At 71.1% G+C, this 13,625-nt stretch carries 10 protein-coding genes and 2 pseudogenes; 8 read left to right on the top strand and 4 right to left on the bottom strand.

Translation table 11 applies throughout. From position 1 onward, the window contains the following. Window positions 1-39 precede the first annotated feature (39 nt). Entirely contained in the window at window positions 40-717 is a 678-nt protein-coding gene (locus tag V5P93_RS14685; RefSeq protein WP_104476036.1) for a response regulator transcription factor, read from the top strand. Further along, window positions 714-2,060: a HAMP domain-containing sensor histidine kinase gene (locus V5P93_RS14680; RefSeq protein WP_104476034.1), complete on the top strand. Its 1,347-nt coding sequence runs from the start codon at window positions 714-716 to the stop codon at window positions 2,058-2,060. The genes V5P93_RS14685 and V5P93_RS14680 overlap by 4 nt, the downstream gene beginning before the upstream one ends. A 208-nt stretch (window positions 2,061-2,268) precedes the next feature. Here the strand turns inward: V5P93_RS14680 and V5P93_RS14675 are convergent, their stop codons facing one another. Then, window positions 2,269-2,766: a DUF2231 domain-containing protein gene (locus V5P93_RS14675; protein ID WP_104476033.1), complete on the bottom strand. Its 498-nt coding sequence runs from the start codon at window positions 2,764-2,766 to the stop codon at window positions 2,269-2,271. 195 nt (window positions 2,767-2,961) lie between these two features. Between V5P93_RS14675 and V5P93_RS14670 the strand changes: the two genes are divergently transcribed. The 3 genes and pseudogenes from V5P93_RS14670 (at window position 2,962) to V5P93_RS14660 (ending at window position 6,095) form a co-directional block, all read left to right on the top strand. Further along, on the top strand, window positions 2,962-4,578 hold the full coding sequence (locus V5P93_RS14670; RefSeq protein WP_104476031.1) for an ATP-binding protein: 1,617 nt from the start codon (window positions 2,962-2,964) through the stop codon (window positions 4,576-4,578). Between the two features lie 161 nt (window positions 4,579-4,739). Then, a pseudogene (locus tag V5P93_RS14665) lies at window positions 4,740-5,461 on the top strand (IS5 family transposase). A 76-nt stretch (window positions 5,462-5,537) separates the two neighbouring features. Continuing rightward, window positions 5,538-6,095 (top strand): annotated as a pseudogene (locus tag V5P93_RS14660) (transposase). Between the two features lie 90 nt (window positions 6,096-6,185). On the opposite strand, the gene V5P93_RS14655 reads toward V5P93_RS14660, so the two are convergent. Next, complete coding sequence (locus V5P93_RS14655) at window positions 6,186-8,123, bottom strand: ABC transporter ATP-binding protein (RefSeq protein ID WP_146107877.1); 1,938 nt, start codon at window positions 8,121-8,123, stop codon at window positions 6,186-6,188. Window positions 8,124-8,378: 255 nt separating this feature from the next. On the opposite strand from V5P93_RS14655, the gene V5P93_RS14650 reads away from it, so the two are divergent. Further along, on the top strand, window positions 8,379-8,975 hold the full coding sequence (locus tag V5P93_RS14650; RefSeq protein WP_104476027.1) for a DinB family protein: 597 nt from the start codon (window positions 8,379-8,381) through the stop codon (window positions 8,973-8,975). A 31-nt stretch (window positions 8,976-9,006) separates the two neighbouring features. Here the strand turns inward: V5P93_RS14650 and V5P93_RS14645 are convergent, their stop codons facing one another. After that, entirely contained in the window at window positions 9,007-10,374 is a 1,368-nt protein-coding gene (locus V5P93_RS14645; protein ID WP_104476025.1) for a helix-turn-helix domain-containing protein, read from the bottom strand. A gap of 214 nt (window positions 10,375-10,588) precedes the next feature. Between V5P93_RS14645 and V5P93_RS14640 the strand changes: the two genes are divergently transcribed. Continuing rightward, window positions 10,589-10,855, top strand: coding sequence for a hypothetical protein (locus tag V5P93_RS14640; RefSeq protein WP_146107876.1), 267 nt, complete (start codon window positions 10,589-10,591; stop codon window positions 10,853-10,855). After that, window positions 10,852-11,304, top strand: a complete 453-nt coding sequence (locus tag V5P93_RS14635) for a hypothetical protein (protein WP_146107875.1) — start codon at window positions 10,852-10,854, stop codon at window positions 11,302-11,304. Before V5P93_RS14640 ends, V5P93_RS14635 begins: the two co-directional genes overlap by 4 nt. A gap of 1,960 nt (window positions 11,305-13,264) precedes the next feature. On the opposite strand, the gene V5P93_RS14630 is transcribed toward V5P93_RS14635, so the two are convergent. Further along, the gene (locus V5P93_RS14630; protein ID WP_181043255.1) at window positions 13,265-13,525 is read right to left on the bottom strand and encodes a hypothetical protein; all 261 of its coding nucleotides are present in this window, start codon (window positions 13,523-13,525) and stop codon (window positions 13,265-13,267) included. Window positions 13,526-13,625 lie beyond the last annotated feature (100 nt).

Genomic DNA, 13,625 nt, shown 5'->3' with positions numbered 1-13,625 from the left:
CGATCAGTAGCCTGTTAAGCCACGCAGAAGGGCGATGGCATGCGGTTGCTGGTGGTGGACGACGACCCCGACGTGCGGGAGAGCCTGCGGCACAGCCTGGAGTTCGAGGGCTACGAGGTGGTGACCGCGGCCGAGGGCGCGCAGGCGCTGCGGCTGGTGCTGACCGCGCGCAGACCGGACCTGGCGATCCTCGACCTGATGATGCCCGAGGTGGACGGGCTGGAGACGTGCCGTCGGCTGCGCGCGGCCGGGGAGCGGATGCCGGTGCTGATGCTGACCGCCCGCGACAGCCTGGGCGACCGGGTGACCGGCCTGGACGCGGGCGCCGACGACTACCTGGTCAAGCCGTTCGCGCTGGAGGAGCTGCTGGCCAGGGTGCGGGCGCTGCTCAAGCAGAACCGCGGCCCGGCCCGGCCGCCGCGCGCGCACGAGTGCGACGACCTGCGGCTGGACCTGGACACCCGCGAGGTGAGCCGGTCCGGTCGGCCGATCGACCTGACACCGACGGAGTTCGACCTGCTGGCCGTGCTGCTGGAGGCATCGGGCCGGGTGCTGACCCGCGCGCACCTGCAGCGGGCGGTGTGGGGGCGCGACCCCGGTACCAACAACCTCGACGTCTACATCGGCTACTTGCGGCGCAAGACGGAGGTGGGCGGGCAGAGCAGGCTGCTGCACACCGTGCGCGGTGTCGGCTTCATCCTGCGCACGCAGCCGTGACCGGTGAGCGGCGGCTGCTGCTGCGCACCCGGATCGCGCTCGGCACGGCGTGCGTGATGGCGCTGGCCATCGCCGCGATCAGCGTCGTCGTGTGGCTCACCACCCGGCACAACCTGCGTGCCCAGGTGGACGACACGCTGCTGGGTCGGCTGCCCCCGCCGGCCGCGCCACCACCGCCGCGGCCGGACTTCCACCGGCTGTGCGCGGGCGGCGACCCGCAGAGCTTCATGCGCGACATCCAGTTGCTCCGAGCCGACGGCACCACCTGCGCGCCATCGCGCGCCGACGCGGTGGTGACCGAACCGGGCGACGGCGACGGCGGCGCCGACCGCCTGCGCGACGGCGTGACCCGCTCGGGGGCCCGGGTGCGGGTGCTGCTGCACCCGGTGGGCAACGGCGAGGTGCTGCTGCTCAGCCGCGACCTGGTCGAGATCGAAAACACGCTGACCAACCTGGGCAACGTGCTGATCGTGGTCTCGGTACTGGGCGCGGCCATGGTCGCCGCTACCGGAGCCCTCCTGACCCGCGGCGCACTGGCCCCGATGGCACGCCTGACGAGCGCGGCGGAGGAGATCGCGCGCACCGAGGACCTGACCACCCCGGTGGCGGTGTCAGGCCGTGACGAGGTAGGTCGACTGGGCCGCGCGTTCACCCGGATGACCACCGCCCTGGCCGAGTCCCGCCGCCGCCAACGAGCCCTGGTCGACGACGCGGCCCACGAACTGCGCACCCCCCTGACCAGCCTGCGGACGAACATCGACCTGCTGGTCCGCAGCGAACGCACCGGCCGACCACTGGTCCCGGCCCAACGCGCCCGGGTCCTGGACCGGATCCAGGCCCAGGCCCGCGAGTTCGGCGACCTGGTCAGCGAACTGGTCGTCCTGGCCCGCGACGAACGAGAACTCAGCGCCGAACCCGTGGCGGTCGCCGAAGTGATCGACCGAGCGGTCCAACGAGCGGCGGTGCGAGCGGGCGACCGCGTGCTGGACGTCCGCGTACGCCCGTGGACGGTGGTCGGCGACGCGGTAGCGCTGGAGCGATCGGTCCTGAACCTGCTGGACAACGCGGTGAAGTTCACCCCCGAAGACACCCGCATCACGGTCCGCTCGGCCCCCGGCTGGCTCACCGTGGCGGACGAGGGGCCAGGGGTGCCGCCCACGGACCGGCCGCTCGTCTTCGGCCGCTTCTGGCGTTCACCCCACGCCCGAGCCCTACCGGGCTCCGGCCTGGGCCTGGCCATCGTCTCCGACACCATCACCGCCCACGGCGGCACCGTCCGGTTCGAAGACCCACCCAACGGGACGGGCGCCCTGGTCCGCGTCGAACTCCCCACGGCCACCTAGCCTCACCGCGTCCCCGAGTTGTCCACAGGCCCCCAAGATCAACCCACCGATTTGTCGGTGCGCGCCACTAGCATGGAAGTCGGGGGCCGAGGGCCGACCTCGTCAAGATCATCTATCCGACCCGCGCCCACATCCGCAGCTCGAACCCATGATCAAGACGTTCGAGCGCTCTGCGGCGAGTTCTCCATCCGGCGCGCGGCTAGCCCCGTCAGGTGCCGCTCAGGCGGGGAGACGGCCGGGCGGTGTGCTTGAGGGGGCTGGCGGCGTCGAGACCGGCGTCCTCGTCGACGCCGACACCCAGCCGCTCGACGAGTTCGGCGCCTAGCCAGCCGCCGTGGACGGCTAGGACGAGGCCGACCAGGGCCAGGATCACCGAGGTGCCGGTCGGTTGCCAGGTGCCCTCGTTCAGCCGCAGGATCCAGCTCACCGCGAAGAGCGCGAGCATGGCCGCGTTGATCAGCCCGTGGAGCAGACCGACCCGCCGCGCGCGGGTGCCGGGTGGGATGGAGAACCAGTCGACCCAGCCGAACATCGCGGCGAACGAGCCGCCGATGACCCCGGCGGCGGTGGTGTAGGCGCCGGACACGGCGAAGTCGTGGCCGCCGGTGACGTAGTGCAGCGCGTCGAGGACGACGGCCGTGACCAGCAGTCCCAGTGGGAAGACGATGAGCATCGGGTGCGCCGCGAACCGCGCCCGGTTGCGCATGGTCGACTCCTTCCGCCGGCGACGACCAGGGAATACCCGGCCCGGCACCGTCGCAACCGGACAGTCCGGCCCGCCACCCAGCAGACGCGGGCGCACCTCGCGCCCCGTGGCACTACGATCCCGCGACGGTGCGGGCGGCGGTGCCGTTCGCGTGATCAACTATGCCGAACCTGTCCGCCCGGGGAGTCGGAGCCGATGAACGAGTCGCCAGTCGTGGAGTCCGTGGGGGTGCCGCCGGTACCGGAGGTCGCGCAGGGGCGGTGGTCGCTGCGGCAGCGGTGGGTCGCGGCGTCGGTCGTGGTCGTGCTGGTGCTCATCGGGTCGATCGTCGGGGTCGCCATCGCCATCGCGGACCTGAGCACGGCCCGGGCGCGGCTGTTGGACCGGATCGGGCCCGCGGTGGTGACCACCCAGCGACTGGAGACGGCGGCGGTCGACCAGGAGACCGGGTTGCGCGGCTTCGTGCTCAGCCGCCGCGACGAGTTCCTGATCCCGTACGGCGACGGCTTCGCCCGCTACCGCGCCGCCCGCGACCTCGTCGCCGGGGCGGTCACCGACATCCCGCACCTGGGCGAGGACCTGGCCGGGGTCGACCGCGCGCTGAACCGGTGGCGCGCCGACTACGCCGACCCGGCCATCGCGGCCGTGGGCAGCGGCGCCCCGGTCCCGACCGCCGAGACCGGGCGACAGCGGTTCGACGACGTCCGCGCCGCCCTGTCGCGGCTGGTCGGCGACATCGAGGTGACCAGGGCGGAGGCCAGGGGCGCGCTCAACGACTCCGCCTCCCGCCTGGCGTTGACCTGCGTGATCGCGCTGAGCACCCTGCTGGTGGTCGTGGTAGGCGCGGTCATCTCGTTCACCACTACCGTCGTGCGCCCGCTGAGCAGGCTGACCGACCAGGTGCGCCGCGTCGCCGACGGCCAGTTCGGCCACGAGGTCACCGTGGCGGGACCGCGCGAGATCGCCTCGCTCGGCCACGACGTCGACGCGATGCGGCGGCGCATCGTCGACGAACTCGACCAGGCCAACGAGCGCAACTCCGTACTCGACGCCACGCGCCGCGAACTGGAGCGGTCGAACGCCGAACTGGAGCAGTTCGCCTACATCGCCTCGCACGACCTGCAGGAGCCGCTGCGCAAGGTGGCGAGCTTCTGCCAGCTGCTGGAGCGCCGCTACGCCGACAAGCTCGACGACAACGCCCGCCAGTACATCGGCTTCGCCGTCGACGGCGCCAAGCGCATGCAGGGCCTGATCAACGACCTCCTCGCCTTCAGCCGCGTCGGCAGGCACACCACCAAGCACCGCGACCTCGACGCCACCACCTTGGCCACCCAGGCCACCCGCAACCTCGCGGACAGCATCGAGAACGCGGGCGCGACGGTCACCATCGACCCACTCCCCACCATCCGCGGCGAGTCCCCGCTGCTGACCTCGGTGTTCCAGAACCTCATCGGCAACGCCGTCAAGTTCCGCGGCACCACCGCCCCGGAAGTCCACCTCTCCGCGACCCGCGAGGCCGACCACTGGACCTTCTCGGTGACCGACAACGGAATCGGCATCGACCCGCAATTCGCCGACCGCGTCTTCGCCATCTTCCAACGCCTGCACACCAAGGAGACCTACCCGGGCACGGGAATCGGCCTGGCCATGTGCCGCAAGATCATCGAACACCACGGCGGCACCATCCACCTCGACACCGCCCACACCCCGGGCACCCGCATGGTCTTCACCCTCCCCGCCGTCGACACTTCCTCCACAGTGGAACAGCCCACAACCGACCCGGAGACGGCACCCCCGGACACGGCTACGTGAGACAGCGGCTGCGCTGGCCCACAATCCCAACAGGACGATCCAAAGCCGACCGACGAGTCATCCCAACGAGCTGCCACCACGTTGAATGAGACACGGGCTCCTCTCACCTTGACCGCCGCCTTAGACCGTGTCCTACATGGCGACACGTCGTTGAGTTGATCATGGTTGAGGGTCGGTGGTCGTGGGTTGTTCCGGAGGGGTGGTGGGAGGTGGCCCGGCCGTTGCTGCCCGCGGCGAGGGTGCGGCCGCGGGGTGGTGGGGTGCGGAACATCGATGATGAGGCGGTGTTCGCCGCGATTGTGTACGTGTTGGTGTCGGGGTGTGCGTGGCGAGCATTGCCGCCGTGTTTCGGCGCGGCCAGGTCGACGGCGCACCGCCGGTTCACGATCTGGGCAAGGACCGAGGTGTTCGCGCGCCTGCACCGGAAATCCTGGAGAGAATGCGTGGACCGAGGCAAACCCGGCACCAAGGTGCACATCCTGTCCGACCGGACCGGAATGCCTCTCGTCACCGCTGTCCCAGGTGGCAACACCCCGGACATCGACGGCCTGAAACCGATGATCACCGCCCTGCTGTCGCGGCACCGCCCCGACCGCGGTCGACACTGGAAACCCCGCAAACTCCACGCGGACAAGGCATACGACAGTGCCGAGGTTCGGAACTGGCTGCGCCGCCACCGCATCCTGGCACGCATCGCCCGCTGCGGCATCGACTCCTCCCAACGACTGGTCGTCACCGCTGGGCCATCGAACGCACCATGTCGTGGCTGACCGGCCACCGCCGCCTCACACCCCGCTACGAACGACATCCCCGCAACCACCTGGCCTTCCTCGACCTGGCCGCGGCAATCCTCTGCTGGAAACGATCCCTCAAGAACCCATGATCAACTCAACGACACACCACGATGTTGGACACGGTCTTAGACCGCGTCCTACGTGGCGGCACGCCGTGAGTTGATCATGGTTGAGGGTCGGTGGTCGTGGATCGTTCCGGAGGGGTCGTGGGAGGTGGCGCGGCCGTTGCTGCCGCCCTCGGGAGTGCGCCCGCAAGGTGGTGGGACGCAGAACATCGATGATGAGGACGTGTTCGCGGCGATCGTGTAGGTGTTGGTGTCGGGGTGTGCGTGGCGGGCGTTGCCGCCGTGTTTCAGGGCGTCGACGTCGACGGTGCGCCGCAGGTTCGTGATCTGGGCTCGGGCGGGTGTGGGCTCGTCCGCATCGAGCGGTGCTCGACACAACGGGTGAGACCGGGTTGATCGACCTGTCCCGGGTACTGCTGGACACCGCTCATGTGGCTACGAGGCAAGCGGATCGGGGTGCGCATCGCCCGCCAAGGCGTCGAGTCCTCCCAGCGCCTGGGCCGACACCGTTGGGCCATCGAACGCACCCCGTCCCGGCTCACCGGCCACCGACGACTGCTCCCCGTGCCACGAAAGGCTTCCACGCAACCACCTCGCCTACCTCGACCTTACCGCCGCCATGCTCCGCTGGAAACGACTCCTCAAAATCGCCATATAGGACACGGTCTTAGTCCGCCACCACCTACCGCACACACGCGCCACTACGCGAGTCCCGGCATAGCGGCGCTCTCTTAAGACAGGGTCGTCCTCAGGCCACTGTCTGCCCTCCGAGTGCCGATTCGCCTGCCGGGTCGTCGCGGTAAGAGTCGGCTTGGAGGTTGTACAGGTCGGCGTAGTGGGGGTTGGACGCCATCAGTTCAGTGTGGGTGCCCACCTGCAAGACGCGGCCGTGGTGCATGACGACGATGCGGTCGGCGTGGCGGACCGATGCCAGGCGGTGGGTGATGAGGACGACCGTGCGCCCTGATTGCAGTGTGCGTAAAGACTCGTACACCGCTGCCTCCGCGCGGGCGTCGAGTGCGGCTGTCGGCTCGTCGCAGATCAGGATCGGCGCGTCGCGGTACAGGGCGCGGGCGACGCTGAGGCGCTGCCACTGCCCACCGGACAGGTCGTGGCCGTTGCGGAACCTCGTGGTCAACAACGAGTCCCACCCGTCGCTCAACGTGTCGACGACCGCGTCCGCACCCGAGTCCCGTGCGACCTGGTCGAGGTACCGGTCCCCTGGGTCGGGTCGGTCGGGCCTCCCCAGGGTGACCGCGTACCGCGCCGTGAGCGGCCACCGCGTCGGCTCCTGCATGACCGCCGCGACGTTGTCCGCCACCGAACCCCGGTCGACCGTGGACAGGTCTACCCCGTCCCAGCACACCGCCCCGGCTGTCGGTTGGTACAGCCCGGCCAGCACCTTGGCGAGTGTCGACTTGCCGGAGCCGTTCTCCCCCACCAAGGCCACCACCTCTCCCCGGCGGATGGTCAGGTCGATGTCCGCGAGCGCGGACCGCGAAGCACCCGGGTACGTGAACGACACCCCGCGCAGGGACACGACCTCCGGGTCGACAGGCGCGGACCGGCCCGTGACCTCGGGCGTGCGCCGCCGGGCCCGCGCGAAGAACGCGAGCAGGTCCGAGATGTAGAGCGACTTCTCGAACAACCGGTTGGCCGCCAGCACCACCTGCGTCAACGACGCGCGCACCGTGCGGATCGCCAACAGCGCCGCACCCGCCACGGCCAGCGGCGTCGCGCCCGTGTACAGCAGCCAGCCCAACGTCACGTACGCGAGCGTGATCCCCAGCCCCGACAACGCGCGGCCCGCCAACGCCACCCGCGTCTCCTTGGCCCCCAACTCGATCTGCGCGCGCTCCATCACGCGCGAGTGCCGGTCGTGCTGGTCCAGCAGGAACGGCTGCGCGCCGAACACCCGGACCTCCGCGGCGGACTCCTTGTACGCCAGCAGGTCCGTGATCAGCGACCGCCGCCGCCGGGTCTCGATCATGGTGGCGACGAACTCGTACTCCAACCGCGCCGTGCGCACCGTCGCCCAGGTCTCCGGCACCACCGACAGCAGCAACACCGGGAGCAGCAACGGGTGCAGCAACGCCGCCGTCGCCGCCGTGGACGCCAGCGAGACGAGCCCGCCGACCACCGCGACGGCCTGGAGCGTGGCGGTGTCGACGGCGTCCATGCCGCCGTGGCGGGACCGCGCCAGGTCGTCGTGGAAGTCGGGTTCGTCGAAGGTGACGAGGTCGATCCGCGAGATGGCCTCGGCGAGGTCCCGCTCCACCTGGTGGCGCACCTTCGGCCGCAACCGCATGGTGGCCGCGGAAACCGCCGTATCAGCCACGCCGCGCAGCGCGTACGCGGCCGCCAGCACCGCCAGGGACGGCGCGGCCGCCGAGAGCCGGTCCGGTGTCGGCCCCGCGACGAACAGGGACGTGAGCACGCCGGTGACAGCGAGCAGGCCGAGCGCGGTGACCAGCCCGGACACGACCTGCGCGCCGAAGCCGAGCAGCACCGCGCGCCGGTCCGCGCGCCAGGCGGTGCGGCCGACCATCGCCATCGCGGCGGGCAGGGAGCGCAACAACTTCCCCAGGCTCGCGCCGATCACCTCGTCGGCGTGGCCGAACCAGGACGGCGCCGACAGCTCCGCCAGCGGCTCGGCGCGTCTGGCCCCGGCTCGGGGTTTGGTCATGGTCATGGGTTCCCCCAACTCGTTTCGTCTTCGTTGGTGCCAGGGTGGCCGAGGGCACCGACAGTTCCGGGTCCGGCTGCCACCCATCAGGGCGTTCCGCGGCCAAGGTCCACTCGACCGGGTGACAAGGCAACGCGGATCCCCACGATGAAGGCATCGAGCGGACCCGCCGAACGACTATCCACTGAGGACTGAACAGGCACCGTGACCGATACGTTGTGGAAAAGTGTCGGCGCCCGGTGGGACGCTTCGAACATGAACGAGACGAAGGCACATCTCCAGCGATACCTGCAAGACGGCCGCGACGCGCTGCTGTGGAAGCTCGACGGGCTGTCCGAGTACGACGTCCGCCGCCCCATGACGGCCACCGGCACGAACCTGCTCGGTCTGGTCAAGCACGTCGCCGCGTGCGAGTCCGCGTACTTCGGCGCCACGTTCGGCAGGCCGTTCGACGGCCCCGCGTGGCTCACCGAGGAGTACGAGGACAACGCCGACATGTGGGCGACGCCGGACGAGACCCGCGCGGACATCGTGGGGCTCTACAAGGCGGTCACCGCGCACTCGGACGTCACGATCGCGACCAACGACCTCGACACCCTCGGCCGCGTGCCGCACTGGTCCCCCGACCGCGCGGAGACCAGCCTGCACCGCGTCCTCGTGCACATGATCGTCGACACGCAGCGGCACGCGGGCCACGCCGACATCCTGCGCGAGACCATCGACGGCGCGGTCGGCCTGCAGGTGGACCGGGACAACATGCCCGGCGGCGACCCGGACTGGTGGCGGGACTACCGCGACAGGCTGGAACACGCGGCTCGGGAGGCCGACGCGCGGGCCCGGCGGGCGGGCTAGCGCGCGGCGACGCGTCAGTGCACAAAGGACATCAGACGGCCGTGCGGAGGCGGTGGATATCGTGGGCGAGTTGACGGAGGTCGCTGTGGTGGGGGTGGCGCCGGGCCTGGGCGTGCAGTGGGAGCAGGCTGGCCAGCAGGCGTGGGGAGTGCAGACCCGCGATGGCGTCCAACGCCTCCCGGCCGATCGCGGCCCCCGCGGGCAGGTCGCCCTCGGCGAGGGTGCAGGTGGCCAGGCAGGACAGGTTGAACGCGCGTTGTCTGCACCGGTCGGCGGGCGCCTGGGCGAGCGCGTCGTGCAGGTGGTCGATGGCCGCGACCCGGTGCGTCGGGTCGGTGAGGCCGAGAATGGTGTGCGTGCGCGCTATGTGGGTCTGCAACGCGCCTTGGTCGAAGAACTCCAGGTACTCCGGTTGCTCGTGGTCCGTCGCGTGCGCGTACTCGTCCTCCGCGCGGCGCAGCGCCGTCATCGCCTGCCCGGGGTCGCCGAGCGAGGCGTAGGCGAGGGCCTCGTTGGCCAGCAGCAGCGCCACGGTCGCGGCGGAGCGCGACGCCTTCGCGGGGATCTGCGCGAGTTGGAACACCTTGAGGGCGTCGCCGGGGTCGCCGTTGTCGAGCGGCACGCGCCCGAGGTGGTAGAGCACTATCGCGGCGTGGCCCGTGTTGTCCGCGGCTTGCGTGTCCTGCACCGCCTGCAACAGGTAGCGGCGCGCCTCCGTCGGGCGGCCCAGGTCGTGCGCCGCCCAGCCCGCGAGGGTCTTCACCTCAGCCACGGCGGAGAGCAGTTCCGGCCGGACGTGGTCGGCGTGTGTGGCGTCGAGCAGCGATTCCGCCCAGCGGGTGTGGGCGAGAATGGCGTCGCGGCAGGAGCCACCGCCGTGCGCGGCGTCGTAGGCGCGCAGGGACCCGGTGAGCGCGCGCAATCTGGTGACGTCGGTGGTGCCGACGCGCCGGGGTGTGGGGGTATCGATGGGGGAGATCGACAGCATGTCGTGCTCGGCGGGCGTGAGACCGGCACCCACCACCACTTTGCTGACCAGACCGAGGAAGGCGCGACGCTCCATCGGGTCATCTTCCTTTCCGCCGAGCGGGGTCTGCCGCCCCACGGGGCGGAAGGCTGTGTCGTCGGTGTGCGCCAGGCCCAGGTGCCCGCGCGGGATGCCGAACCCCTCGGCGACCCTGGCCAGCACGTCGTAGGACTGGACCTGGCGGCCCTTCACGATCTCGGAGACCTCGGACTGGTTCTGCCCCGTGAGCGCCGCGATGCGACGCTGGGACACCCCGCTGGTCCCCAACAGCCGGAAGACCTCGCCGATGTCCCGTCGGGCGAGCGCGTCCCGCATCGCGGGCCGCTCCCAGGTCGCCGGGTCTATCGGGTGCGGGATGGGCAGGACGTTCATGTGTCCTCCAGACCGGTCTTCCGCCACGGTAGTAGGCAGATCGGCCCGACGCACTGGACCGATCGGTCAAACCGATCGGCCCCGCCGATCACCGCAGCGATCGGTCAAGGCGATGGGTCTGCCGCTTCCCGGACACCGCCCGGCTACCGCAAAGTCGAGGGACCGCAACCGGAAACTCCCCACACCGACCGGGAACCCCCGACACGGAGACGAGATGACCATGAGGCGAGAGACGCGGGCGGTGATCGTGGCGGTGGAGAGCCCCGTGGGCACGGTGTCCACCGCCGTCGACGAGCTGTCCGCGCACCTCCCCACCCGTGACCGCCCGATGATCTGCCCGTTGTGCTCGACCGAGAAGTGGCCGTGCGCCCGCTTCCGCGCCGCCGCCGACCTCGCCGTCAGCGGTGACGTGCGCTTGGAGGACCTGATCCCACCGGACCTGCGGCCGCGGCTGTGGCCGTCGGTCAGGTCGGGCTCATGAGGGCCGGGCGCGCCCGAGGGCGGCGCGACGCGATCTGGCGGGCGGCGGTGGCGCACCTCGACCGGCTCGACACCGTGGTGGCCCGCGGCGACCTGAGCTCGCGGATGTCGCTGGCCGACGTGGAAGTGAGCAGGTTGTCGGCGTCGTGGCGGGCGTTGCTGGCACTGCACCGCCCGGACCACCGGGGCCGGTGCCCGCTGTGCGGCCGCGGGCTGCGCGGGGGCGCTTGCACGGTGTGGGTCGTGGCGCAGCAGTACTTCCTGCTCACCTCGGAACTCGAACGACCGACCGCGAAAGGAGGACAAGAGCCGACACCCGGGCAGGGCGAGCCGATCGGCAAGGGTGCCTGCGGCACACCGGAGCACACCCGTGCGCGCCGCCGCCACACACCATCACCCGCGCCCAAGCGGTGGTCCAGACCGCCGTCCCCCACCTCGAACGACCGCTGAGCAGCCTCGGGTTCGGCCCGGCGCACAAGACCCGTGACCGTCCCGACCACGCGGTTCGCGATCGACCCGGCTCGTGAGCAGACCAACCGGTTTCCGCGTGGTCGGCTCGATCGCCGTGGTCCGGCTGTGGCCGGACCACTGGTTGGACCAGTTGGCCGGGGTCCGCTGCACACGGACCTCGAGAACCGGTCTCAACCACCACGTCGGGCCGAGCGCGTGCCGTGGTCCAGACCGCCGCGATCACCATGGATTCGGTCGATGCCCCGCCTCCCGGCGGTCATCGGGTGATCGCACGGACCCGTGCGCGGACCGGTTGTGCGGCAACTTGTCGGCAGCCGCCGCGCGGGCATGCCCGGCGGTCGACGACCTGCCACCAACGGCCGCCACGACCACGCCGCCGAGCTCTCTGCCAACGACGTCGGAGAGCCCGGCGGCGGGTACGGCGTGGACCCCCGGCCACGCCTGTCGTGGTCGGGAACGGTTCGACCACCGCGCCCCTTGAGTTACCCCCATCCGGTGGTCGGGCCGTAGCGGAGCCCCCGGTCGACGCGACACCGCCCCGCTGTGTCGACCGGGGTGCACCGCCCCCGCCAAGGTGGCCGGACCTGTCCCGGCGAACCGAGCCCCAGTGGTTCATCGCCGGGCCGGGTCGACCGCCCCCAAAGGCAAGCACCCTCCAGCAGATCCACCCCACCAACCACAGAACCACCCCACCACGTTCACACGGTAGGCGGTTTGACGGTAGCCACAATGGACCAGACCAACTACCCAGCACGACATTCCGGTCCACCGGTTCCGGCCAACCGGCCACGTTCGGAGCAGGCCACCACCCACTCGCAGAGCGAACCGAGCCGGAACCTACGCGCAGCAGCCAAGACCGACCGCCACCCCGAGATCGGATAGACCTGCCACCCGAGCGGCAGACAGAACGACAGAGCCGCGGCGAACCGATAGCCCAGAACGAAACACGACCACGCGATCAGCTGACTGGCCACTCAACCAGCGAGCTGGACGACCGGGCCTGCGGCGGGTCGCCAGGCCCGACACACGAACAGCACGGGCAGACCATGGCCTCAACGATCGGCCAAGCCAGCCACCCCGGTGGCAACAGAACGATCCGCCGGCAGTGAACCGGCGGGCCCGGCACACGAAGGGTAGGACCGAGCGCCACCGCGCGACCGGTTGGACCAAGCACTCGCGCGGCGGACTTGGGAGATACCGGCGGGCGAGCCACAGAACAAGAAGAGAGACCGAGCTGGGCCCGTGATGGACAGGGCTACCCCCCCCCCCCCCGAGTGGTGGCGGACCGATAGACCCGACACGCCAAGGAACCGGACCGACCGCCACCGCGCGACTTGGTTGGACCAAGCACTCGCGCGGCGGACTTGGGAGATACCGGCGGGCGAGCCACAGAACAAGGAGACAGACCGAGCTGGGCCCGCGATGGACAGGGCTAATCGCCCGAGTGGTGGCGGCGAACCGGTGGACCCGGCACAAGACCGAGGGCCATCGCGAGAGTGGCTGGGCCAGGCGCTCGGATGGCGGGCTTGGCGGAGATACCGGCAGGGCGGAGATACCGGCAGGCGAGCCGGTGCAGGAAGGGGTGGATCGCGCAGGGCTCCGCGTTGGGCGGGGGCGGCCGCACGGAGTGGCGAACCGAGGGCCGGCGGCGAGCCGGTCGACCCGGCACCAAGGGATTGATCGAGCACGGCTCCGCGATCGGCTGGACAGGCCGCTTCCGCGGCGGGTCGGGCGGAGGTCCGGCGGGCGACGTGCTTGAACGGGCCGAGCCCGATCTGCCGGCAAGCGGACCGGGTGCCAGTAGCGGCTGGTTGGCCCGGTAAGGCAGGTGACCGTACGTCACCGTTCGTGGGGAGGTGTGGGGGTGGGTTGGGTTGGTGGACCGTCGGGCCGGTGCGCCTCGCCCCCGACGCGAGGGGCACCGGCCCGACGGTGGGTCTCAGGCGGCGAACAGGCGGGCGCCGGTCGGCGTGAGGCGGACCGGGTCCGGGCGGGTGGCACCGGCCTTGGCCTCGACGCGCACGAGGCCGCGGCGGACGAGGAGGGTGAGGGCGTCGGCCTCCCACTGGGGCAATCGGCCCGCGGGGCTTCCCTCGGCGGACGCCCACAGGTAGCCGGTCGGCCCGCCGCACACGCCGGCGTGGAACAGGACGGCGCGGTCGGCCACGTCACGCAGGGCGGACATCTCGTTCTCGGTCATCGTGGCCTCCAAGGGTGCGCCGGGGGGTTGTGCTCGTACTCACAAGAGTCGGGCCACAACGGCCGATTGCACCCGCGCGCACCTGGAGAGCCCCTCGGCC

It is taken from the genome of Actinokineospora auranticolor, from assembly GCF_041897805.1.
Taxonomy (GTDB): domain Bacteria; phylum Actinomycetota; class Actinomycetes; order Mycobacteriales; family Pseudonocardiaceae; genus Actinokineospora; species Actinokineospora auranticolor.
Note: the sequence above shows the minus strand (reverse complement) of the source record. Positions and strands in the feature narration are given on the sequence as shown.

Coding starts and splice junctions, on each gene's coding strand:
- V5P93_RS14685 (WP_104476036.1), top strand. CDS start 40: ATGCGGTTGCTGGTGGTGGACGACGACCCCGACGTGCGGGAGAGCCTG.
- V5P93_RS14675 (WP_104476033.1), bottom strand. CDS start 2,766: ATGCGCAACCGGGCGCGGTTCGCGGCGCACCCGATGCTCATCGTCTTC.
- V5P93_RS14670 (WP_104476031.1), top strand. CDS start 2,962: ATGAACGAGTCGCCAGTCGTGGAGTCCGTGGGGGTGCCGCCGGTACCG.
- V5P93_RS14655 (WP_146107877.1), bottom strand. CDS start 8,123: ATGACCAAACCCCGAGCCGGGGCCAGACGCGCCGAGCCGCTGGCGGAG.
- V5P93_RS14650 (WP_104476027.1), top strand. CDS start 8,379: ATGAACGAGACGAAGGCACATCTCCAGCGATACCTGCAAGACGGCCGC.
- V5P93_RS14645 (WP_104476025.1), bottom strand. CDS start 10,374: ATGAACGTCCTGCCCATCCCGCACCCGATAGACCCGGCGACCTGGGAG.
- V5P93_RS14640 (WP_146107876.1), top strand. CDS start 10,589: ATGACCATGAGGCGAGAGACGCGGGCGGTGATCGTGGCGGTGGAGAGC.
- V5P93_RS14635 (WP_146107875.1), top strand. CDS start 10,852: ATGAGGGCCGGGCGCGCCCGAGGGCGGCGCGACGCGATCTGGCGGGCG.
- V5P93_RS14630 (WP_181043255.1), bottom strand. CDS start 13,525: ATGACCGAGAACGAGATGTCCGCCCTGCGTGACGTGGCCGACCGCGCC.